Origin of the sequence: Pseudoalteromonas sp. NZS127_1, from assembly GCF_015864295.1 — a bacterium.
GTDB classification, from domain to species: domain Bacteria; phylum Pseudomonadota; class Gammaproteobacteria; order Enterobacterales; family Alteromonadaceae; genus Pseudoalteromonas; species Pseudoalteromonas arctica.
This window is the reverse complement of record NZ_JADYXO010000011.1, coordinates 43628-68912: the sequence shown is the minus strand read 5'-3', so window position 1 is coordinate 68912 and position 25285 is coordinate 43628. Positions and strand designations below refer to the sequence as shown.

Below are 25285 nucleotides of genomic sequence, written 5' to 3'. Positions count from 1 at the left end.
GAGGCACCATGATTAATTGGATAGTTTCTTTTGCGGTTAAACGCCGCATGCTGGTGCTTGCGCTTACATTTTTATTTGCTGGATTTGGTGTATACAACATTCAAAATTTAGCAGTAGACGCAGTACCCGATATAACTAACGTACAAGTGCAAATTAATACCAAAGCGCAGGGTTTTACGCCATTAGAGGTAGAGCAACGCATTACCTATTTGGTAGAAACCGCCATGGCGGGCATACCTAAGCTTGATTATACCCGTTCGCTTTCGCGTTATGGGCTTTCGCAAGTAACGGTTATTTTTAATGAAGGCACCGATATTTATTGGGCGCGTCAGCAAATTGGTGAGCGCATTCAAAGTATTCGCTCCGACTTACCTAATAACGTAGAGCCAAACTTGGGTCCTATTGCCAGTGGTTTAGGCGAAATATTTACTTATAGTGTGCACGCCACGCCTAATGCGTTAAAAGAAGATGGCACCGCCTACAACGCCGAAGACTTACGTACTTTACAAGATTGGGTTATTCGCCCGCAGCTTTTAAAAGTAAAAGGCGTTACCGAAATAAACAGCCAAGGTGGTTTTGAGCGCCAATACCAAGTAGCGCCAGTGCCCGAAAAACTCATTGCCTATAAGCTTACTATTAGCGATGTAATTAGTGCACTTGAGGTTAATAACAGTAACCGAGGCGCAGGCTATATTGAGCGCTTTGACGGGCAATATTTAGTACGCTCGCCTGGGCAGCTTAAAACACTAGAAGACATAGCCAATACCGTTATAGCTAAGCGCGACGATGCGCCTGTACGCATTAAAGATGTGGCTAACGTGCTTTTAGGCAAAGAGCTTAGAACCGGCGCGGCCACTTATAACGGCGAAGAAACCGTGCTCGGCACCGCCATGATGCTAATTGGCGAAAACAGCCGCGTAGTGGCAAAAGCCATGGCTGATAAGTTAGTTGATGTGCAAAAAAGCTTACCCGCTGGCGTTATTGTTGAAGCGGTTTACGACCGCACAACTCTTGTTGATAAAACCATAGCAACCGTGCAAACCAACTTATTTGAAGGTGCCGTTTTAGTGATAGTAATTTTGCTATTACTGCTGGGTAATGTAACGGGCGCGCTTATTACGGCAATGGTTATTCCGTTGAGTATGTTGTTTGCCGTTACAGGAATGGTGGGTAATCGCGTATCGGGTAACCTAATGAGCCTAGGCGCAATCGACTTTGGTTTAATTGTTGATGGCGCTGTAATTGTTGTTGAAAACTGCCTGCGCCAACTCGGTGTAGCTCAGCATAAACATGGCAGGCTACTTACCTTAAACGAGCGTTTAAATGTAGTGACCGAAGCCACCAAAGAAGTATTTACACCGGCTGTATTTGGCATTGTTATTATTATGCTGGTTTACTTACCTTTATTTGCACTAAGTGGCGTTGAAGGCAAAATGTTTCAGCCAATGGCATTTACTGTAGTTGCGGCGTTAATTGGCGCGCTTATATTTGGCGTTACCTTTGTACCCGCTGCTATTGCAGTGTTTGTTCGCGGTAAGGTTGATGAAACCGAAAACGCAGTCATGCGCGGCGTTAAAAAAGTGTATAAGCCATTACTTGGTATATCGCTTAAATTACCGTGGCTGATGGTGGGTATTGCCACTGCATTAGTATTAGTGCTTGGTTTTAAAGTTAAAAACATGGGCGCAGAATTTTTACCGAAACTTGATGAGGGGGATATTGCTATGCACGCGCTGCGCATTACTGGCACCGGTATTGAGCAATCTGTGCAAATGCAAAAAGAGCTTGAGCAAGCCATATTAGATCAGCCTGAGGTTGCTAACGTATTTTCAAAAATTGGTACTGCCGATGTAGCAAGCGATCCTATGCCGCCCAATGTTGCCGATACTTTTTTAATACTCAAACCGCAAGATGAGTGGCCTAATCCAGCACTTACTAAAGCAGAATTGGTTCAGCAAATTCGTACCCGTGTTAACGATGTCCCTGGTAATAATTACGAATTTACACAACCAATAGAAATGCGCTTTAATGAGTTAATTGCTGGCGTGCGCGCCGATGTGGCACTGCGTATTTATGGTGACGACTTAAGCGTACTTAAAGAGTTTGGCGAAAAAGCCACAGGGCTAATGCGTAATATTGCAGGTGCTACCGATGTACGTTTGGAGCAAATGGAAGGATTGCCAACACTTTCGGTAACACCAATGCGCGACCATATGGCGTTATTGGGTTTAAGCGTAAACGATATTCAACAGACACTTGCCGCCGCTGTTGGTGGTGTGCAAACCGGACTAATTTACGAAGGCGATAAACGTTTTTCGTTATTAGTACGCCTTGATAAACGTTGGTCTAGCGATGTATCAGCACTTGCTCGTTTGCCAGTTGCTTTACCTAAAGATAGTAACCCAGAACTTGCGTTTGTACCGCTTGGCGAAGTGGCAACAATTAGCATTGAAAAAGGGCCTAATCAAATAAACCGCGAAAGCGGTAAACGTAACGTAGTGGTAACTGCCAATGTGGAAGGGCGCGATTTAGCAAGCTTTGTAAGTGATGCGCAAGCAAGCATGAATGAATCACTTAACTTACCAAGTGGCTATTGGCTTGAATACGGCGGCACGTTTGAGCAGCTACAATCAGCAAGTAAGCGATTGTCGTTGGTTGTGCCGGTCACTTTACTGCTTATATTTGGCTTACTGTATAGCGCCTTTGGATCGCTTCGTGATTCATTGATTATATTTAGTGGTGTGCCACTGGCATTAACGGGTGGTGTGCTTGCGTTATTGCTGCGCGATATGCCGCTTTCAATATCAGCGGGTGTCGGCTTTATTGCCCTAAGTGGTGTCGCGGTATTAAACGGCGTAGTTATGCTGTCGTTTATAAAGCAGTTACGAAGCGATGGTTTAAGTTTGTTTGATGCAATTCACAGCGGTGCATTACAGCGCTTGCGCCCAGTACTGATGACGGCGCTGGTGGCAAGTTTAGGCTTTATACCTATGGCGCTTAATTCGGGAACGGGTTCTGAAATGCAAAAACCTCTCGCGACAGTAGTGGTTGGCGGGATTATTTCATCAACTTTACTGACACTGTTAATATTGCCTGCGCTTTATAAGTTAGTACATTCTAAATTTACTAAAAAAGCAGAAGCTGAATTAGCTTAAATACTAGCTACTGATAATGTAATAAAAAAAGCAGCTGTACTTACAGCTGCTTTTTTATTTGGGTATTATTTAGCAAAAATACTACATTAATTATATTGAAAAAGATTATCCCAACGCTCATCTAATATCGTTTTTGCGTGTTCTAAATTGATTGCGCTATACACATCACTAGTGCACGTTACCAAACGCATACGTACCAGCTTTTCAAGTGCGTCGCTAATTTCAAAATCAAGACTGCACTGGTATTTGCTTTTAAACCAATGCTCTATTTGTTCATCAAGCGTTTGGGCGGTTAAGCCGCTTTCTGATTTTAATAAAAAAGTATAAGCAAGTAAGGCTTCTTTTATGTCTTCTTCTTCGGCGGCGTCTATAAGCGTGTGAAAAACACCCGCGTTATTATCAAGGTTTTTAAAGTAGAGGTTATCGCTAAGCGCTTTCATAAATTTAATTTTACGGTTTTTAAACTTACTCCATTCTTTAAAAATAAAGCTGCCAAATACTCCCATGCCAATAGCAAAGGTAATAAAATGTTGTTGGGTCATTTCTACAGCTTCACTTCTAAAACCACCCCAAAAAGCAAACAGAGCAAGCAATAATACGATTGATGCGCCAAGTTTAGTTATAAGTACCACTGCACCGCCAACTAAAGCCGATGAGCCAATAATTGCTTTATCAATAGGGCGCATGCGTACTTCGCTATTAGGAAATAGCATTTCGAGATCGGCCTTTGGCACATTTTGAAACAGCTTTACTATGGTTGAGCTTGGCTCAAATACCATTGGCGTTTTATTTTTAGCTTTAAAATAAGCGCTGTCTTTAAAGCGAATAAACACGGCAACACGGTCGTAATTAGTAAAGTGCAGCGGTTTTTTACGAAGGCCCCAAAAGCTGGTAATGGTTTCAGTGAGTTGCGACTCGCCACGGCGATAAAAAACCACTTCTTCAAAGTCGTCAAATTCAACTTCAAGGCGCACCTTAAATAGTGACTCTTCGTTTAATGCATCTTGTAAGTCTTCATTGGTGATCACTTCAAAATTAGCGGCATTAAGCACCTTAGCAAAATCTTTAGCAAACTCATGTTGGCACTGCGCTTTTTGATCCGCCGATACTGGCGCTAACGATCGCGTGTCACTGTTGGGATCAAAAGGGGCGTAGTTGTTTTTAAGTGACTCAAGTGTTGAGTGATAATCGTAATGAATAAGGCTTGCTAGTAAATCGCAAAATTGTTTAAACGATGTTTTTTGTGTACTGCTTTTAAGCTCTTCGCTACACATATCAACAATATCTTGCTTTCTAAAGGGAATAAAACGCGCACTTTGCATAAATTAATAACTACTGTGATAGGGAATCTAACTGCATGGGCACATAATAAAATATTCTTATGGATATTACTAATTTGTTAATGCAGTAGGGCGTGATAAATTTAGTACTGTGTTTTCAGCGTGTATTAACCTAAATATGTAATTATTAGCTCATTGAATACTCTTGTTCTTACTGATAAGTGAAAAGGATTTACTATGGCCATTCAAAAAAAGCTAAAAGAAAAAACACGTAACTTTATCGACTCTAAGCATATGCTTAGCGGTATTACCGTAGCGTCGTTTTTAGAATCAACTATAGTGCCCATTCCGCTTGAGGCAGTGCTGGTGCCGCTAATGCAAGCACGTAGAGAGAAGCTATGGCTTATCGCGTTAATGGCGACTTTAGGTTGTATTGTAGGTGCACTTTTTGGCTATGCATTGGGTTACTATTTATTTGATGCGGTTGGTGATTGGATCATTAATACGTTTTCGAGCCCAGAGCAATTTGAAAACGTTAAACAGCAAATGCAAGATCAAGGTTTTTGGTTTGTTATAACGCTTGGCATTGTGCCTATTCCGTTTCAAATAGCGATGCTTGCAGCGGGTGCAACGAAATACTCTATTTGGCTGTTTTTATTAGCCTCAGGTATTGCGCGTTCTATTCGTTACTTTGGCTTAGCTATTATTGTTTATTATGCAGGTAATGAAGCTGAGCGAATCATTAGTAAACATAAAACTAAAGCTATAATTGGCATCACTATTTTAGTGTTGGGATTATGGGGACTTAGTGTCTTGATTTAAGCGTAACTTTGAGTGTTATCGTGGGTTTTATCTTCGCGAGGGTTTTTATTATTGTGCTATAGTTTTTAAATGAAGTACTGAAAACCTAGCTATTAATATGATTGAAACAGTAAAACTCACCGTTAAACTTTCTAACTTTTATAAAATGCCTTTGATCAATAGAGTTTTCAGTTTAGCTTTATTGATCTATATCGTTACGTTTACAGCTTACGCGTTAGATACTTTCCCTCCTTTAAATGTACAAAACAATGTGTATGGTTTTACTACCGATTTTATTAATTTAATTGTCATTATATTTCTGTTTTGGATGGTTCAATGTTCTGAGCTATCTAAACAGGCATATATTTTTTCTAGTTTTGGTTTATTACTTTGGAGCGTTGGAACGACAGCTGATGTGCTTGATGAGTTAGTTGTTCAGCCTTACTGGGTAAGTGTTTATTTTGAAGACTTATGTAGAACCAGCGGCATGCTTTTAACTTCTTATGGTTTATTTAAAACGATGCGCTTTGTACAAAGCATTAATAACCGATTAGCACGTGAGCTAATTATTGACGATTTAACGAAGGTACATAACAGACGCTATTTTTATCAGCACGCTAAAAATTCTCAGCACTCGCCTTACGTTATTTTAATTATCGATATAGACCACTTTAAAGCTATTAATGACGAATTTGGTCACGATGTCGGTGATTTAGTACTTAAAGAATTAGCAACCAAATATGACAATGCTTTTGTACATAATAATAAATTTTCTCGCCTAGGTGGTGAGGAGTTTGGTGGCTACTTACCTATAAGCAACATGTTGCAAGCTTGTGATTTTTCACAGCAATTAATTACCATTGCGCATACTATTAACGTTCAAAATATTCGCCACTTAACAGTGAGTATAGGTGTTGCAATGCAAATGCCTAATGAGCCTTTAGATAAAGTAATGAAACGCGCCGACCAAGCTTTATATTTAGCTAAAAAGAATGGTCGAGATCGTTTTGAAGTTGCCTCGTAAGCATTCTTAATTATATAAAAACACGTCCTTATTGTTTGCACATTTATAACACTTTTTAACGTTTTCGTAAGTAAGTGTCAGTGAGGGTAATGCTTTGTAAATCATGAAATTAAAATAGAATGTTTGGGTCATAATGGGGATATTAATAATAAGGAATAACCTTAATGACCAACTCCCTTTTAAAAGCTGCATTACCCTTAACTCTAATTACTGTTTTGTCGGGCTGCGGCTCTGACGATAGCTCAAGCTCAACAGGCTACATTCAAATGTATAATGGCTCGTATAACAGCCCATACACACGTCTATTTGTTGAAGAAACAGAGCGCTCAGGCGCTGATTTTGCCGATGTAACAACTCGCCACAACTACAGCACAGGCACTTTTGACGTAAGTTTTGAGTACCTAGATGCTAACGACAGCTATATAACAATTAGCGACCAAGAAGTATCTATTAAAGGCGATAAAACTCAATTAATAGTAATGAGTGGTAACTTTGATGAGCCTACATTTACAGAGCTTAGCGTACCTATTACAAGCGACACGGGTGAGTTTAACTTAGGGTTTTATAATATTGCAGGGGAGGACACTAACTACGATATTTATTTAGCAACTGATGATGGCGTATTTGAAAGCGCGACACTTTTTTCATCGGCTCAATATTTAGGTGAGTTAGACCTGCAAAGTATTGATGAAGGTTATTACACTATTTACATAACTAAAGCTGGTAGCAGTGATGTTATGTATGAGTCGTCATCGGTTTATTTATACGATGAAGCAAGTTATGTAGCGATGATCCGCCCAAGTTATGCAACAGAAGACAGTGGTATTACGCTTGATGTAGTAACCGATAATAACTACGTAACTGAACTTAAACACCAATCTGCGTTAGGGCAATTACGCTTTATAAATACGGTTGATGACTACTCGCCAGTTAGCTTTTCGACTACACGCGGTACAACTGTAAATACAACAAATACAGTAGCAAGTGACTCGTATACTGACTACGTTGAGCTTTCGCCTAATAGTTATAGCGTTGCTATGTATGACGAAGAAGGTACTAAACTCGCTGATAACTTTTTAATGACGCTAGAGCGCGAGCAAAGCGCGGTGGGTATTTTTTATAACGACGTTGATAACGGCTTACGCATGATGAGCGTTGAAGAAAACTTAACACCAAGTAGCTACAGTCATACGGTATCGGTTGTAAACCTAATTGAAAGCTACGCAGGGCAGTCGGTTTCAGATGTTGATGTATACTTTACTCTTAACGGCGAAACAGTAGACGACACCAGTAACGTAGTTGATAGCCTAGATAAGTATGACCAAGAAGAGCAAGTTGTAGATAACCAAGTCTACACTGTTTATGCTATATATGAAGATAACGGTCAGCAAATTGTGCTTATTCAACAAAGCGATATGGACTTTACACAAGAGGGTAACTACATATTGATTTTAGAGCATGATGAAACAACAAGCTCAGGTTATAAAATGACTCTAGAGCGTACTATTACCGATAGTGTTGAATAAATTTACATATTTTAAGTAGTGTAAAGCCTAAGCGCCTACAAGCGCTTAGGCTTTTTTATTGAACAAAATTTACCTACTTATTAATAATTAGGTACACTCAGGGCATAATAATTAATAAGAGTGTGCCATGGATGATTTAGTTGGGTTAGCCGTTATAGTAATACTGGTTGTAGTTGCCGGTGCTATTTGCGGCTTAATAGCGCTAGTGCAGTTAAATGGATTAAAACAAGAGGTTGCTGTTTTAAGGGCCAAAGTAACACACTTACAAACACATAAACCGATATCGCAAAGTGAACCTCAAAGCGAAGCGTCTATTGCTCAGGCAGCGCTTTCAAGGTCTGAGCCAATTGCTTATAAAACACAGCCAAACTTAACGCCCCAAAGCGCGTCGCCACCGGTAATAAATCAGCCATCAGCGCCTCCTAAAAAAGCCAAACCAGCTAAAGCATCAGCCATAGAATTACTCTTTAATAAACTACGCGCAGGGTTTGAGCAAAACTGGATGACCTGGATAGGCGCTATCGCACTTGCTTTTGGTGGGATATTTTTAGCTAAATATAGCCTAGAGGCGGGTTTACTATCGCCTGTAATGAGGCTGAGCTTAGGCGGCTTATTTGGACTTGGCTTAATTGCAGCTGCAGCTTATTTGCACCATAAACGCATTATATTTGAAGGCTTTAATAATTACATACCCGCAGCGCTTGCCAGTGGCGGGTTTATTACCTGTTTTGCTTTAACGCTTTTAGCTTACAGCAATTACGACATGCTGAGCCCTACCGTGGCATTTTTTGCGTTAGCTATTATAGCAATTAGTGCAAGTGCGATGGCGCTTAGGCTAGGCCCGCTATTAGCCGTGCTTGGTATTATAGGCGCTTACAGCGTACCAATATGGGTTAGCACTGGCAGTGGTAATTTGTTTGCGTTGTTAATGTATGTTGGCTTTGTAAGCCTGTCGGCTGCGTTAGTTGCACATAAAGTACAGCGAGCTTGGTTGTGGTATTTATTATGGGCAGGGCATATTGGTTGGTATTTAGTTGGTTTTACATTACTTAAAATTAATACCGTTTGGTTAATGGGGGCATTTGCTTTACTTAGTATTATTGGGTTAATTGCTATACCGCGCTTAGGTCTAAAACTGAATGTTATTGAACATCGCCCGCACAGTTTAAAACGCTTAATTAAAGTGCTTCCAGATCATGCATTATTACTCGCCTTTATGGCGCCCTTAATATTTACCATGCTAATAAGTCACTTTGATATGCAGTGGCAAACAATCGGCGTGTTGAGTATTGTATTGGTGTTGTTTTTAGTCCTTAAAAATAGCCGTTGGGATGTTTGGCAGGGCGTAGCGTTAGTTATTTCAACACTATTAGTGATAGGCGCTCAGCGCACGCATCTTTCGCCAAACCTATTTGATGACGCCCTCTTTGTATTCAAAAATGAATACGGTTTGGGTTTATTACTCGGATTGTTACTTACCGCTTTTGGGCTTTATTACGGTAAAAAACAGATTAAGCGTTTAGCGTTTCATATTACGGGAGCATTTAGTGTATTTGTAATGATAGCGACTTTATATACGCTTATTCCTAATTCCGCGTTAAGTACTGCATATCCACTTTGGGCCGTTGTATTGTTTGTAGTCGCCGCTATTTTAATAAAGCTCGCGCAACATAATACAACGCTATTTCAGCGTTTTACTTATTGGGTAGGCGCTAATGCCAATATTACGTTAGCAATTACCATGCTACTAAGTGACAGCGGCCTAACCATTGCTCTTGCTGTACAAGTATTACTTATAAGCGTACTTATTAAACGCTATAGCGTGCCTATGCCACATTGGCCTATAAAAGCCTTGGTTGCTGCGTTATTACTGCGCCTTACGCTTTCACCTTGGACGCCAAGTTACGATGCACTCACGGTATTTGGTTTGCATTGGAGCATTGTGGTTTATCCGTTATGTATTGCGTTATTTTTTGCCGCAGCTAGGTGCTTTAAAGCATCTCAATTAAAAGTATGGTTAGAAGGTGCAGCCCTTCATTGTTTAGCACTTTTTATTACAACCGAAACAAGTTATCAGTTAGTAGGGCATTATCCGCAATTTGATTCACTTAACTTTTACGAACAAATACTCCTTACCTGTAACTGGCTGGCATTAGGGTGTGTGTATTTACACAGAGCAAAACTTGCCGGTACTTTAGCTAAGTTATACCAAGTGGCGGGCTTTGCACTTGTAGGGTTAGCAGGGCTTTTTGCTATTAAAACACTGCTTGACGACAACCCATTATTTGAATCACTTTACATAGGTGAGCTGCCAATATTTAACTGGTTATTACTATTGTGGTTAGTACCTGCAGGATTAACGCTTTGGCTGGCCAAGCTTGTAAAACCAATAAACGCTAAAGCTACGCCATTTATATTGGCCGTTGCGGGTGGGTTTATATTATTGGCAATAAACAGCTTTATTCGCCAATACTGGCAAGGGCCTTATATTTACTTATCAAAAGGCGCAAGTAATGCAGAGCTTTATAGCTACTCTGTTATTTGGTTAGTAATGGGGGCGGGTACTGTTATTTTTGGTCATTTAAAAAACCAGTTATTAATACAAAAAATAGGCTTAGGCTTACTAGCTGCAGTTATTGTTAAAGTGTTTTTAATTGATATGGCTAACTTGGAGGGCTTACTTAAAGCGCTTTCGTTTATTGGATTAGGACTTTCGTTGGTGGGATTAAGTTGGTTGTTCCAAAAGCTTAGAAGCCGAGTAAATCCAGTTTAACTTTATAAACACTTTATAAAGCAAAGCCCAGTGAAGATACTGGGCTTTTTGTTTTACGCTATTACTTGATAGCTTTTAACTAGAGCACTTTTTACTAGAATACTTTTAACTAGATGACTATGTACTGTGATTAAGCAGTGCCTTTAGTTTGCCCGGTTTAATTGGTTTACTTAAATAATGAATATTAGCGGCTTTGGTTTCTTGTTTAAGCTCGGTGTCGCGTACTGCGGTAATTAAAATAGCGGGTACTTGGCTTTGCCAAATTTCGCGCAGGGTTTTAATTAGCGTTATGCCATCGCAGTCACTACCTAATTGATAGTCCATTAAAATAACATCGGGTGCACCGTTTTCTTTAGCGTGCGCCAGTACATTATTTACATTATCAAACAGTGTGTAATTAGCTTGCCACTTTTTAAGTAAGCTTGCCATTGCAGCTAGGTTTTCAGGGTCGTCGTCTACAGCAACAATATTAATTGCTGCACGGTTTTCTATTAAGCTGTTTGTAGTACTTTTTTGTTGTACAAACTGCTCGTCTCCATAAGGTACTTCAATACTAAAACGGCTACCTTTATTAGGCTCAGAATGCACATCAAGCGGCAAACTTAATAAATCAGCCATACGTTTTACAACACCTAAGCCTAAGCCTACGCCTTTGTTATCGCCCGACTCAACACGGTAAAAGTCGTTAAATATTTTTGCTTGCTCTACTTCGCTAATACCAGGGCCTGTATCCCATACTTCTATTCGTAAATTGTGCTTTCGGTTCCTACAGGCAATTAATACACGGCCATTATCGGTGTATTTAACTGCATTAGAGACCAAGTTTTGAATAATTCGGCGCAAATAGGTTATATCGCTGTGCACAATTTGCTGGTGTGAACGCACACTAAGCTTAAGGCCTTTATCACTTGATAAAATAGCGTACTCACTTTGCAATGGCGCTAAAATATCTTCAATATAAAAGTGGCGAGGGGTTGGGGTCATAGCGCCTTGTTCTAGCTTGGCTATTTCAAGTAGTGCCGACATTAAATGCACGGTTGAATCGAGACTGTCGCCTAATTTTTCAAAGCTGTTTTGGTTAGTGCTGTCGAGTTGCTTTTCGTCAATGGCAGCAAGGTATAAACGTGCTGCGTTTAACGGCTGTAAAATGTCGTGGCTCGCCAGTGCTAGAAAGCGCGTTTTACTGTCGTTGGCTTGCTCAGCTTCTCGTTTGGCTAAAGTAAGTGCTTGCTCGGTTTGTACACGGCTATCTATTTGAGCTTGTAAGTCTCTATTAATGGTTTGCACTTCTTGAGTTCGCGCTTCTATGCGGTTTTCAAGATCCATGTTTACTTCTTCAAGCGCATTTTGCGTACTTATGTGATTGGTAATATCCGAAAAGCTGGTAACAAATCCGCCATCGGGCAGCGGATTACCAATCATTTCGTATACTTGGCCATTACGACGGTGGCGAATAAAGTGATGCGAGCTGCCGTATTTTAAATGCTGCACACGTTTTTCTACTTGGCGTTCTATTTCACCAGGGCCACATTCACCACGGTTAGCGTTGTATCTAATAATATCTTCTATGGGTTGGCCTACTTCTAAAAATCCTTCAGGGTAGCCGAACATTTCGCTGTAGCGTTTATTCCAAGCTACTAGCTTTAAATCTTTATCGACAACTGAAATACCATGGCTTAAATTTTCGAGTGAGGTAAATAACAGATTTTGATTAAATTGCAGCGCTTGTGTGGTTTCGTCAAAAAAGTTTACAACTTCTTCAAACGCCATACGCTTACCCGACGATACCGTATGTATTAATGCTTGCGCGGAAGATGCGCCAAGCACGCCTGTTAACGCGCGTTCGCAGTAGGCTATAAATTCAGGCTCTGGGTGTGCGTTGTTATCGCTTAAGTGATGGGCGAGTGCGTAATGCGCCAATACTTGTTGGCTGCGCTGAATACCTAAAAAGGTTTGCAGTAGTATTTTAAAGTCGTAAACAGTGGCTTTTACGTCTTTATTTAAGCGCCTTGATAAAATAGCCTGATCTTTAGGGTTAACAAAAGCAGCTGCCTGAATCTTATCAATTAAGCGCTCCTCAGCCCCAAGTGAAAAACTAATATAACACCCAATATTGGCAAACAAAGCTATCAAGGTTCCACGAGTTATAAGCGTTTGTTGTAGCTCGCTATCAAGCGTTGCTCCGGCATCGAGTATTGGCAGCATTAAAAATAGTACCCAGCAAATAAAGCCCGCTACTAAACCTGCATAAACCCCATAAGCATGGCCTTTTCGCCAGTATAAACCGCCCACAATAGCGGGTAATAATTGAGTAACAAGTGAAAAAGCAACTAAGCCCATACTTGCCAGCGCGCTGCTATGGCCAAACCATTGTTGATAGAAATAGGCCAAAATTAATATGCCTGCAATAGCAAAGCGCCTTACAAGTAAAATTCGAGACTTATAACTGGTAGTAATTAAGTTGCGTTTAAATTTACGACGTAGCATTAGGGGTAATACCACATCGTTTGAAATCATCGTGCTTAATGTAAGCGTTGCTACCACTATCATTGCGGTGGCGGCCGATAAACCACCTATAAATACAAAGGTAGTTAAAAAGGCGTTGTCGTTAATTAACGGTAGGGCAAGTACAAAGCTGTCGGGTGAATAGCCGCTGCCAATTTCAGGATGAATTGCCGCAGTCGCAATAGGTAAAATCATTGCGGCAGTTAATAGTAAATACAGCGGGAAAGCCCAGCGAGCGGTAAGTAAGTGGCGTTTGTTTTGATTGTCGACCACGGTTACATGAAACTGGCGTGGTAAACATATAATAGCGGCCGCAGCCATTAAAGACTGGCCAATAAAGTTAAAGCTAAAGAAGTTAAAGTCGCTCCAATGGGCCCAAATCGACTCGGTTACTTTATTTGAAGTAGGCTCTGGCATATTAAATAAGGTGTAAACAGCAAGGCCTGCTACAGCAATAAGTGCAATAAGTTTAATCATCGATTCAAACGCGACAGCAAGCATTAACCCAGAGCGATACTCTGTTACGTCAACTTTGCGGGTACCAAAAAATATTGCAAATAAGGCCATAATTAATGTGGCAGAAAGCGCGAGCATATCGCCTGATATTTTATTACTGTTTTGCAAAAGTAAAAAGCTGGTACTAAGCGCTTTTAATTGCAGTGCAATGTAGGGAATAGTCGCCAGTAAGGCGATTACAGTAACCATAATAGCGGTAGTTTGGCGTTTGCCGTAACGAGCTGAAATAAAGTCAGCAATAGTCGTTATGTTTTGTTTTTTGCTTACCAGTACCAGCTTACGTAAAAACCCTTGGCCGAATAAAAACAGCAGCGCAGGGCCCAATAATATTGGCAAATAACTCCAGCTGCTGGTGGCGGCTGTACCCACTGAGCCGTAGTAAGTCCAAGAGGTACAGTAAATCCCAAGTGAGAGTGAATACACAAAAGGGTGATGGCTAATACGCTTCGCCAAAGGGGTTGTTTTATCGCCCCAATTGGCGAGCCAAAACAGCACACCTATATAACTTAAAGCAACAATAATGAGTACGGCAGTCATGTTGTTATTAAACCTTATTATTTTAAATAGTCCCTCAACCCTATGAGGGATTAACACAATACCAGAACTGAGGTTAAGTGTGAGGCTTGAATTTAAAATAAAACTTTCATTTTATTTCTATCTTATTGAATATTAATAATAAAAATAAAATCATCTCAAGCATTAGACTAATGTCGCATTAATAAACAACTTACCAATTTAATAGTAAAGCCAATTCAAAAAATTAAGCTAACCAATTGAAATAAAATGAAAATGTATAAAATACGTTTGAATGATAAATACAGTTTACGTAAACGTTAACAAGCTGTTACGACTATGGTCTCAATTCAATATGTAACCAGCGTTGCTAAATTGGTAAGCGAAGATAAAAAACCACTCATCGCGATATTGCGGTGCTTAAAGGGGAAAACAAAAATGGCTTTTAAAGATGAAGAACAAGCAAAAGCTTATTGGGCAGAAAACATTTCGCTGTTATTTAAACTATTAGCAGTGTGGTTTATCGTGTCTTTCGGCTTTGGCATATTACTGGTTGATGTACTTAATGAAGTACGTTTTTTTGGGTTTAAACTTGGCTTCTGGTTCGCCCAGCAAGGCGCGATTTATACCTTTGTTGCTTTGATTTTTGTGTACGTTTTCAAAATGAATACGTTAGATAAAAAATACGGCGTAGACGAATAGGAGCTAAGCAATGGATGTTCAAACACTCACGTTTATAATTGTTGGTTTAAGCTTTGCGCTTTATATCGGCATAGCAATTTGGGCCCGTGCGGGTTCAACTAAAGAGTTTTATGTAGCAGGCGGCGGCGTACCTCCTCTTGCTAATGGTATGGCAACGGCTGCCGATTGGATGAGCGCCGCGTCGTTTATTTCAATGGCGGGTATTATTTCGTTTGCAGGTTACGATGGCAGCGTTTACTTAATGGGGTGGACAGGTGGTTATGTACTATTAGCCATGTGTTTAGCGCCTTACTTACGTAAATTCGGCAAGTTTACTGTTCCTGACTTTATTGGCGACCGTTACTATTCACGCACCGCGCGTTTAGTAGCAATTGTATGTGCCATATTCATTTGTTTTACTTACATTGCAGGGCAAATGCGTGGCGTAGGCGTCGTATTTTCACGCTTTTTAGAAGTAGAAATTGAAACCGGTGTTTACATTGGTATGGTGATTGTATTCTTTTATGCGGTACTTGGCGGCATGAAAGGCATTACCTACACACAAGTAGCGCAGTATTGTGTACTTGTATTTGCCTACCTTGTACCAGCCATTTTTATCTCGATGATGATGACGGGTCATTTCTTCCCACAAACCGGTTTTGGTGCCACATTAATTGGCAGCGATGGCGTGTACGTACTTGATAAACTAGACGGCTTAAGCGCTGAACTTGGTTTTGCGCAATATACCGAAGGCTCTAAGAGCATGATTGACGTGTTCGCTATTACTGGCGCGTTAATGGTAGGTACTGCTGGTTTACCACATGTAATTGTTCGCTTTTTCACTGTACCTCGCGTAAAAGACACGCGTATTTCTGCAGCATGGACACTTGTGTTCATCGCGATTGTTTATACTACAGCACCTGCGGTTGCAGCCTTTGCTCGAGTAAACATGGTTGATACTATTAATGGTAAAGACGGTAGCGGTACAGCTTACGCAGAAGCACCTGGATGGATTAAAAACTGGGAACGCACAGGTTTAATTACATTTGATGATAAAAACGGCGATGGCAAAATGTTCTACACGGCGGGTAAAATCACCGATCCGAGCAGTGCTAACGAAGTAAACGTAGACCGCGACATTATGGTATTAGCAAATCCAGAGATTGCTAACTTACCAGCATGGGTAATTGCACTTGTAGCTGCTGGTGGTATTGCCGCTGCACTTTCTACAACAGCAGGTTTACTACTGGTTATTTCGACCTCCGTTTCGCACGATTTACTCAAGCGAACTCTCAAGCCCGATATTACTGACAAGCAAGAGTTACTTGCAGCGAGGTTGGCAGCCATGGTCGCTATTGTTATCTCCGCGTACTTTGGTATTAACCCGCCTGGGTTTGTGGCATCGGTAGTGGCATTTGCATTCGGCTTGGCGGCAGCGAGTTTCTTCCCAGCAATTATTATGGGTATATTCTCTAAAACAATGAACCGCGAAGGCGCCATTGCAGGCATGGTAACGGGTATTGGCTTTACCGCTGCGTATATCATCTTCTTCAAGTTTGTTAGCCCAGAGCTAAACAGCCCTGAAAACTGGTTCTTAGGTATTTCGCCTGAAGGTATTGGCTTAATTGGTATGATTATTAACTTTGCAGTTGCTGCAATTGTTCTTAAGTTTACTAAACCTACACCGGTTGAAATTCAAGAAATGGTTGAAAGCATTCGTAACCCAAAAGGGTCTGCAGAAGCACACGACCACTAGGCTATAATTTATAGATATAGTTTAGAAAACATAAAGCACCAAAAGCCCGACTTTAGTCGGGCTTTTTATTTGTTTAATAAATAAGTACATTAGATTGGTACATCACCATTTAAAGAGCGAATACAATGAGTGTAGAACAACAAGAAATAGCCCAATACGTTTGTTTGCAAGCGCCTTTTACTATGCTTGATAGCAGCGCATGCGAATATTTTGTAAATCATCTTGATATTATTTACCTCACCCGCGAAAACCAAACTCAGTGGTTACAAAGTGAAAACCCTAAACTGTTTTTAATTCGCTCTGGTTTGTATGACCTAGTTGATGGTAAGGGTGATGTTGTTACACGCTTAGCGCAAGGTGACTATTTTGGTTTTCCGTCGCTGTTAACCGGTGAGGCAATTCAAAATAGGTTGGAAGTACAAAAAGAGGGCATAGTGTATATGCTCTCTCAAACGCACTTTGATTTTTTACGCAGAGAATATAAATCGTTTGAGCAATACTTTGTACGCGCTCATGCAAACCGCTTGTTGTCATCGCATTATAAAAGTAAAAACGATAGTTGGTCTGAACGTAAAATATCAGAGCTGATGACCCGCACCGCCATTACGCTTTCGCCCGATGCAAGTATTAGGCAAAGCGCTAAAAAAATGAAAGAGCATGGTGTGTCGTCAATAATGATAACGCAGCACGCGCACTTAGTAGGGGTGGTAACCGACCGCGACTTACGTAATCGAGTACTTGCCGACGAGGTAGATCCACAAGACGCAGTAAGCAGTATTATGACCGCCAAGCCTAAGTTTATATTTGAAAACAACCGGGTGTTTTCGGCGCTGCACTTAATGCTTAAATACAATATTCATCATTTACCCGTGCTTGACGAAAACCATAACCCAATAGGGATGATAACCAGCACCGATTTACTGCGCCAACAAAAAAGCGACCCCGTACAGCTTATTGGGCGCATATATAAAGCGCATACTGTTACAGATTTAAAACGCTACGCTAAAGAAATTCCCGAACTTTTGCGTGGTTTTTCGTACAACATTGACGACATATCGCTAATTGGTAAATTACTCAGTGGTTTAACCGATGCGCTTACGTCGCGCCTTATTCACTTATTTCAAGAAGAGCATGGCGCAGCACCAACCAGTTTTAGTTTTATTTGCTTTGGCTCGCAAGCACGAGAAGAACAAACCCTGCATTCAGATCAAGACAACGGCTTATTACTCCCTAACGACTTAACCATCGATCAGCACGCTTACTTTAAAAGCATGGGTGAGTTTGTATGTGAAAACTTGGTTGAATGCGGCATTAGGCGTTGTCCAGGTAATATTATGGCAAGCAGCGATGAGTGCCGAATGAGCGTAAATGACTGGAGCGAGCGCTTTTTTAAATGGATAAAAAGCCCCACACCCAATGCAATGCTTAACTGTAAAATATTTTTTGATCTGCGCTTTATAGAAGGCTCTAACACTTTATACACGGCTTTTTGCGAGCAACTAATTCGTATATCGCGTAACGACTTATTCTATGCCGCAATGGCAAGCGATATAAGCAGTAACAGCGTGCCAATTGGTTTATTTAATAAATTTAAAACCGAAAAAACAGATCAAAATAATAAATACATAGATTTAAAAAAGCGAGGTGTCGTGATTATAAATGACATAGTACGTTTGTACGCTCTAAAAGCGGGTATTAGGCGCGCCAACACGCAAGAGCGATTAGACGCACTACTAAAACACAAACTGATCAGCAAAGAGGATATATACAACCTAAAAGACTGCTGGCGGTTCTTAACGCAACTTCGCTTGAGTACACAAATAAACGAAGAGGGCCTACCAAGCAACTGTATTAATCCTAATAAATTAAACTCACTAGAGCGCCATCAACTAAAAGAAGCGTTTTACCTTGTTAAACAAGCGCAGCAAGCCGCCGCGTTTAAGTTTGCTCGCGGTAGTTTATGATGGTGGGTTGCTAACATGGTAAAAAAGCTGCTCACTCGGTATTTAAAACGCCGTAAATTACTCGGTAAAAATGCCTTACAACAGCGTTATTTAGTAATTGATTTAGAGCTCACTGGCCTTGATGCAAAACAGCACGAAATTGTATCGGTAGCATGGGTGATAATAGATAACCAATGTATAAAAATGAGTGAGTCACAGCACCTTATAAATAAAGAGGTTACAAGCTTAGAGCAAAGCCCTGTTTTTCATGGAATTAGTGACGATGCTATAACAAAAGGACAGAGCCTAAATAGCATACTAACGCAATTGAGCTGTCATTTTAGCGACTGCATTTTAGTGTTTCATAATGCCATGCTCGATTGGGGTTTTTTAAAAATAGCGCTTAAAAATGCCAATATAACTATACGTCCTAAACTCATAATCGACACGCTCCATATTGAACAAAAGCGCTTACTGCATCATTCAACTGAAATAAAACAAGATGATTTAACCCTAAATGCCTGCCGCACACGTTATGAGTTACCAAGCTATCATTGCCATCATGCATTAACCGATGCACAAGCGACCGCCGAGTTACTGCTAGCCCAATGCCATCAAATAAGCCGTGGCAAAGAGCTAAAAGTAGGTGATTTGACGTAGGTTGGCTGTAGGCGCGGCTTTATGCCGCGAGAGATAAACTCCCGCCTACATAAAGAGGCGGTTACCCTATTTAAAGTAATCATGTAGTCGTGGTAAAAAAGATAAAAATAGGCGAATTGACGTAGGTTGGCTGTAGGCGGGGCTTTATGCCGCGCGAGGTAAACTCCCGCCTACAATAAAGGACAGTTTACTTTTACTATTAGCTGTATAATTATAGGTACTAAGTGTCTAATCATTACTTTAAATAGTTATCGCTTCAAGGAACGAACATGAAACTCATCACTACTATTTTCTTAACCTTATTCCCACTCATCACTTTTGCTAATTCAAGCTTACCTACAAGCCGTCAAATTTCGGTTCAAGGGACTGCAGAGGTGCTTGCCAATCCTGATATCGCTAAATTACTATTTCAAATTATAAGTATTAAAAACGAACCTTTAGCAGCTAAGAACGATCTTGATAATAAAGTTAATTTACTAATTGGCGGACTAAATCAATTTGAAATAACTGCCGATGATGTAGTTGCCTCAAGTGTTAAAGTTGAAAAAACGGGTATGGATTACGTTGAAACAGGGCATCAGGCTCCCGCTGAATATGCAGCTATAAGGACCTTTGAAGTAACACTAAAAAACATTGAAAAAGTGAATGATCTAAGTGATTTTTTATTGAGTTTAAAAGTAAATACGATTCAAAATACTGAGTTTTTATCTTCAAAATCTGAGCTGTTACAAGCACAAGCCACACAACAAGCACTTAATAACGCAAAAGAAAAAGCAAATGTGCTTGCTAACTCCTTTGGTAAAAAAGTGGGTGAAGTACGCACTATTAGCTTAACTCAAAAAAGCGTTTACAGTGGCTTTGGTGCAGCGGTTAAAAAAATAGATAGAGTAAATCCAATGAGCGATTCATTTCCTAAAGCTCGCAAAAATTATTTACAACCAACGGTAAGCTTTAAATCATCAATAAACGTGGTGTTTGATTTAGAAATAACTAACTAAAATTTTCATTTCAAATACATTTTCATAATGTAAGCTGGCTTTACGTTTTTGATTAATTTGAAGGTAGCGATACTATGAGCGATGAAAGCAACACGTTAAAAGCACAAACCGAGGCAAAAGTAGCCGCTGGGCGAAAAGGTAATCCTGATTTTATGAAAGGTGTTGATGAAAGTATTGCTCAAGCAAAATCCTTTCAAGAGGGTGCTAATGCACTTAATTTAGCTCAAAGTGCCCCACGCTTTGAGCTGCCGAACCAACAAGGTGAGCAAGTTTTATTAGAAGAGCTACTTGCACAAGGCCCTGTGGTTATTACTTTTTATCGTGGTAGTTGGTGTCCGTACTGTAATTTACAACTGAAAGCACTGCAGTCACGTTTACCTGAAATTCATGCTTTAGGTGCGCAGCTGGTGGCTATTAGCCCGCAAGTACCCGATGGCTCAATGAGCGAAAACGAAATAAGTAAAATGGATTTTGTAGTACTGTCGGATCAAAATGCGGATGTAGCAGCAAGCTATGGCGTAGCATGGCAAGTACCTACATTTTTACTAGAGCATATGCGAGTAGACAGAGGCCTAGATTTAGAGTCGCTGAATAACGGAAATGGCAGTATTTTACCTATTCCTGCCACCTTTGTTTTAGATAAACAAGGTAAAGTGACTTGGCGCTATGTTGATGTTGATTACCGTACTCGCTCTGAGCCAGAAGATATAATTAATGCATTAAAAAAACTAGTTTAAAAAGCTTAATTTACAAGGCTTAGTCTAAAAGCCCAGAGCCATTAAAGAGCTTGCAAGGCGTAAGCTCTTTGCTCTTAATTTAAAGTTTCTAATGCTACCCTCTTATAATAATACTCAAGGTCGATTACAATACAGCCATCTAAAAGGCGAATTGCCTTTATCTGCAAGCTAAAAGAGTGGATTTTATATTTCATGGCAATCAAACTTGCAATTAATGGTTTTGGTCGTATTGGTCGAAATATTGTCCGCGCGTTATACGAGTCTGGTTTGAGCGACGATATAAAAATTGTTGCGATTAACGAACTTGCTGATCCTGAAGCTATTGCTCATTTATTAAAATACGACACATCCCATGGTCGTTTTTCTTTTCCTGTAAAACTTGGTGAAGACACCATTAGTGTTGCAGGCGATACCATTGCACTTTTTTGTGAAGAAAACCCAATTGAATTACCTTGGCAAACGCTCGATGTAGACGTTGTACTTGAATGTACGGGTGTTTATCACTCGCGTGAACACGCACAGTTACATATTACTGCAGGCGCTAAAAAGGTGTTGTTTTCGCATCCGGCCGATAACGATGTTGATGCTACGATTGTGTATGGCATTAACGACGATGAGCTTAAAAGCGAACACACAATTGTGTCTAACGGGTCGTGTACAACTAACTGTGTTGTGCCGGTTATTAAAGTACTTGATGATGCATTTAGTATTGAATCGGGCGCTATTACAACAATTCACGCGTCGATGAACGATCAACAAGTGATTGATGGTTATCATCATGATTTACGTCGTACTCGCGCTGCAAGCCAATCAATTATTCCAGTTGATACAAAGCTCGCCCGTGGTATAGACCGTATTTTACCTAAATTTAAAGGCCGTTTTGAAGCCATCGCCGTACGCGTACCTACTATAAATGTAACGGCAATGGATTTAAGTGTAACGGTTAATACCGATGTAGATTTAAATGCAGTAAATAATGCACTTAAAGCGCAAGCAAAAGACCGCTTAGAAGGTATTTTAAGTTATACCGAAGAGCCGCTTGTATCGGTTGATTTTAATCACGACCCACATTCTTGTATTATTGATGGCACACAAACACGTGTTAGTCACAAACGACTGATAAAGTTATTAGTATGGTGTGATAACGAATGGGGTTTTGCTAATCGTATGCTCGACACAGCGCGTGCTATGATGGCAGTGAATAAGTAATTTATTAATATAATAATTTTAAACGTATTTTTCAGGTTCAGTATCGTTAACTAAGGAGATGTTCATGTCGGTCATAAAAATGGCAGATTTAGATTTAAACGGCAAACGCGTATTAATTCGTGAAGATTTAAATGTACCAGTTAAAGCAGGTAAAGTGACGTCAGATGCGCGTATTCGTGCAGCACTACCTACTATTAAATTAGCGCTTGAGATGGGTGCTAAAGTAATGGTTATGTCACACCTTGGCCGTCCTACGGAAGGGGAATATGATGAAGAGTTTTCGCTTGCACCTGTAGCTGATTACTTAAACGATGCCCTTGAGCAAACTGTACGTTTAGAAAAAGATTACCTAAACGGTGTTGATATTGCTGATAATGAAGTGGTTGTTTTTGAAAATGTGCGCTTTAACAAAGGCGAGAAGAAAAACGACGAAGCGTTATCTAAGCAACTAGCAGCACTGTGTGATGTATATGTAATGGATGCATTTGGTACGGCTCACCGTGCGCAAGCATCTACGCATGGCGTTGGCTTATTTGCCGATGTGGCATGTGCAGGTCCATTGTTATCAGCTGAACTTGAAGCGTTAGGCAAAGCACTTGATAATCCAGCGCGTCCATTAGTGGCGATTGTAGGTGGTTCTAAAGTATCTACTAAGCTAACTGTTTTAGATTCACTTTCTAAAATTGTTGACCAATTAGTTACCGGCGGCGGTATTGCTAATACCTTTATTGCTGCAACAGGTAGCCCAGTTGGTAAATCGCTTTACGAACCTGATTTAATGGACGAAGCGAACCGTTTATGTGCAGCAGCGATTGCTAATAATGGTGAAATTCCTGTACCGACTGACGTAGTTGTTGGTAATGAGTTTTCGGAATCTGCTGTAGCTACGCTTAAAGATGTAAGCGAAGTAACAAGCGACGATATGATTTTTGATATTGGTCCTGATACAGCGAGCAAGCTTGCAAAAATTATTGCAAATGCGGGCACTGTTGTATGGAATGGCCCTGTTGGCGTGTTCGAGTTTGACCAATTTGGTAATGGTACACGTGCTATTGCACAAGCAATTGCTAACTCAAATGCGTTTTCAATTGCTGGTGGTGGTGATACCTTAGCCGCAATTGATAAATACGGCATTGCCGATAAAGTTTCTTATATTTCTACTGGTGGTGGTGCGTTCTTAGAGTTTTTAGAAGGCAAAAAACTTCCAGCAGTTGAAATGCTAGAGTCGCGCGCTAAGTAATTTTAGTAGCGTAAGGTGAGGGGGTAATAGCCCTTACCGACAATTAATTATTAAATACCTCTCACCCTAATTTAATAGTTAATTTAGACGGAATATTACTGCAAAGCAGTGGTTTTTCGTGGCGTTGTTATAACGCCAAACTAACACATCCGTTCAAACTAGATGGTAGGGAACTACTGTCGATAAATTGGAGAATACCCAATGGCTTTAATCAGTATGCGACAACTTTTAGATCATGCCGCTGAGCATGGTTATGGCGTACCTGCTTTTAACGTTAACAATCAAGAGCAAATGCGCGCAATAATGGAAGCGGCTGACAAAACAAACAGCCCTGTAATCGTTCAGGGATCAGCTGGCGCACGTGCTTATGCTGGTGCTCCATTTATTCGTCATATGATTTTAGCAGCCGTTGAAGAATGGCCACATATCCCTGTTGTTATGCACCAAGATCACGGCACATCGCCAGGTGTATGTCAGCGTTCAATTCAGCTTGGTTTTTCATCAGTAATGATGGATGGCTCGTTAATGAGCGACGGTAAAACCCCTTCGAGCTACGAATATAATGTAGAAGTAACGCGCGAAACTGTTGCTATGGCGCATGCTTGTGGCGTATCGGTTGAAGGCGAGTTAGGTGTACTTGGTTCACTTGAAACAGGTGAAGCTGGCGAAGAAGATGGTGTTGGCGCAGAAGGTATATTGACCACTGAGCAAATGCTAACGGATCCTGAAGAAGCGGCTGACTTTGTAAATAAAACACACGTTGATGCACTTGCAATTGCCTGTGGTACTTCGCACGGTGCTTATAAATTTACTCGCCCACCAACAGATGACATTTTAGCGATTGATCGCATTAAAGCGATTCATGCCCGTATTCCTAATACGCACTTAGTGATGCATGGTTCGTCTTCTGTTCCTCAAGAGTGGTTAGAAATTATTAATCAGTACGGTGGCGAAATTCCAGAAACTTATGGTGTGCCAGTTGAACAGATTGTTGAAGGCATTAAGTTTGGTGTTCGTAAGGTAAATATTGATACCGATTTACGTTTAGCATCTACTGGTGCAATTCGTCGTCATATGGCATTAAACCCATCTAACTTCGATCCACGTAAATACTTAGCTGAAGCAACTAAAGCCATGACAGAGATTTGTGTTGCTCGCTACAACTCGTTTGGTACTTCTGGTCAGGCTAGTAAAATTAAGCCAATTTCACTTGATGAAATGCACCTTAAATACTTAAGCGGCGAACTAGACCCTAAAATTAGATAATAGATCGTTTATAATTGATCATTTAAGCCAGTAACTTTGTTGCTGGCTTTTTTAATGCCTGCGCTTTTATATTACGGGTACGGCTTTTATTGATCAGATCACTGTACTATCAACGCCGTACTTTTGGATCACGCATTTACTAACATAGCACTTTCGGATCATTACTTTACTAAGCCAACTCCACTTTGGCGCTATTTTAGCCTTTGAAATAATTTGATCGTTATTTATTTGTATAAACAATCAACAACTTATGGCTTTGACTAGGTACAACTCTGATCTGAGAGTGGATCGGCTTGGTAAAAATCTGATCCTTTATTTGGGGCTTAGTAAAATTTAGATCTATTTTTAAACGTATTGATTGTTACACAGGCGGGTATGTTAATTTTAAAATGGCTTTAAAGTTACTTTTAAGCCGTCGATCTGTAAAAAAGTATGGGTTAGTAAAACAATGATCCCAGCTAATTTTGTATTATGTAGTAATTTAAATACGGGCAAAAAAGCAGGTAATTTAAAAAATATGACATTTTAAAAATTTATCGTAAATCTCTTTTTATTACGTTAAATATTAAAAAGGTTTTAAAAATATGACGTTAATGAGGTTTTTTGTCACTAATTTGTGTTTTTTTTACCACCATTTTAATTTACACGTTACACTTTCATAAAAATGTCATACTTAGTCATAATAATGAAAACTAATTCGAT

General features: G+C 40.2%; 16 protein-coding genes. 14 read left to right on the top strand and 2 right to left on the bottom strand.

The genetic code is table 11. From position 1 onward, the window contains the following. Window positions 1-8 precede the first annotated feature (8 nt). Window positions 9-3155 carry an efflux RND transporter permease subunit gene (locus I6F50_RS11595; protein ID WP_197176272.1) on the top strand — a complete coding sequence of 1049 codons (3147 nt, stop codon included), beginning with the start codon at window positions 9-11 and terminating at the stop codon, window positions 3153-3155. A gap of 86 nt (window positions 3156-3241) precedes the next feature. Here I6F50_RS11595 and I6F50_RS11590 read toward each other — a convergent pair whose 3' ends face one another. Continuing rightward, on the bottom strand, window positions 3242-4477 hold the full coding sequence (locus I6F50_RS11590) for a TMEM143 family protein (protein ID WP_197176271.1): 1236 nt from the start codon (window positions 4475-4477) through the stop codon (window positions 3242-3244). A 195-nt stretch (window positions 4478-4672) separates the two neighbouring features. Here I6F50_RS11590 and I6F50_RS11585 point away from each other — a divergent pair, with 195 nt between their 5' ends. The 4 genes from I6F50_RS11585 (at window position 4673) to I6F50_RS11570 (ending at window position 10559) form a co-directional block, all read left to right on the top strand. Further along, on the top strand, window positions 4673-5257 hold the full coding sequence (locus I6F50_RS11585; protein ID WP_197176270.1) for a YqaA family protein: 585 nt from the start codon (window positions 4673-4675) through the stop codon (window positions 5255-5257). A 97-nt stretch (window positions 5258-5354) separates the two neighbouring features. Further along, window positions 5355-6260, top strand: a complete 906-nt coding sequence (locus I6F50_RS11580; RefSeq protein ID WP_197176269.1) for a GGDEF domain-containing protein — start codon at window positions 5355-5357, stop codon at window positions 6258-6260. 164 nt (window positions 6261-6424) lie between these two features. Further along, window positions 6425-7786, top strand: a complete 1362-nt coding sequence (locus I6F50_RS11575; RefSeq protein ID WP_197176267.1) for a hypothetical protein — start codon at window positions 6425-6427, stop codon at window positions 7784-7786. A 127-nt stretch (window positions 7787-7913) separates the two neighbouring features. Further along, on the top strand, window positions 7914-10559 hold the full coding sequence (locus I6F50_RS11570) for a DUF2339 domain-containing protein (protein WP_197176266.1): 2646 nt from the start codon (window positions 7914-7916) through the stop codon (window positions 10557-10559). 117 nt (window positions 10560-10676) lie between these two features. On the opposite strand, the gene I6F50_RS11565 is transcribed toward I6F50_RS11570, so the two are convergent. Beyond that, entirely contained in the window at window positions 10677-14117 is a 3441-nt protein-coding gene (locus I6F50_RS11565; protein ID WP_165727298.1) for a PAS-domain containing protein, read from the bottom strand. A 414-nt stretch (window positions 14118-14531) separates the two neighbouring features. Between I6F50_RS11565 and I6F50_RS11560 the strand changes: the two genes are divergently transcribed. From I6F50_RS11560 to fba, 9 genes are all read left to right on the top strand, one after another. Next, complete coding sequence (locus tag I6F50_RS11560) at window positions 14532-14795, top strand: DUF4212 domain-containing protein (protein ID WP_007377498.1); 264 nt, start codon at window positions 14532-14534, stop codon at window positions 14793-14795. 10 nt (window positions 14796-14805) lie between these two features. Further along, complete coding sequence (locus I6F50_RS11555) at window positions 14806-16530, top strand: sodium:solute symporter family protein (RefSeq protein WP_197176265.1); 1725 nt, start codon at window positions 14806-14808, stop codon at window positions 16528-16530. 125 nt (window positions 16531-16655) lie between these two features. Continuing rightward, window positions 16656-18494 carry a putative nucleotidyltransferase substrate binding domain-containing protein gene (locus I6F50_RS11550; RefSeq protein WP_197176264.1) on the top strand — a complete coding sequence of 613 codons (1839 nt, stop codon included), beginning with the start codon at window positions 16656-16658 and terminating at the stop codon, window positions 18492-18494. A 15-nt stretch (window positions 18495-18509) separates the two neighbouring features. Beyond that, window positions 18510-19133 (top strand): 3'-5' exonuclease, encoded by a 624-nt coding sequence (locus tag I6F50_RS11545; RefSeq protein ID WP_197176259.1) that lies wholly within the window; start codon window positions 18510-18512, stop codon window positions 19131-19133. 269 nt (window positions 19134-19402) lie between these two features. Further along, a complete protein-coding gene (locus tag I6F50_RS11540) occupies window positions 19403-20131 on the top strand; it encodes an SIMPL domain-containing protein (protein WP_197176258.1) in 729 nt (242 codons plus the stop codon). 74 nt (window positions 20132-20205) lie between these two features. Next, window positions 20206-20868: a peroxiredoxin-like family protein gene (locus I6F50_RS11535; RefSeq protein WP_197176257.1), complete on the top strand. Its 663-nt coding sequence runs from the start codon at window positions 20206-20208 to the stop codon at window positions 20866-20868. 192 nt (window positions 20869-21060) lie between these two features. Further along, window positions 21061-22077 (top strand): erythrose-4-phosphate dehydrogenase, encoded by a 1017-nt coding sequence (gene epd, locus I6F50_RS11530; RefSeq protein ID WP_197176256.1) that lies wholly within the window; start codon window positions 21061-21063, stop codon window positions 22075-22077. Window positions 22078-22141: 64 nt separating this feature from the next. Continuing rightward, window positions 22142-23317, top strand: coding sequence for a phosphoglycerate kinase (locus I6F50_RS11525; protein WP_197176255.1), 1176 nt, complete (start codon window positions 22142-22144; stop codon window positions 23315-23317). Between the two features lie 201 nt (window positions 23318-23518). Beyond that, on the top strand, window positions 23519-24583 hold the full coding sequence (gene fba / locus I6F50_RS11520) for a class II fructose-bisphosphate aldolase (RefSeq protein ID WP_007377491.1): 1065 nt from the start codon (window positions 23519-23521) through the stop codon (window positions 24581-24583). The last annotated feature ends 702 nt before the right edge of the window (window positions 24584-25285 follow it).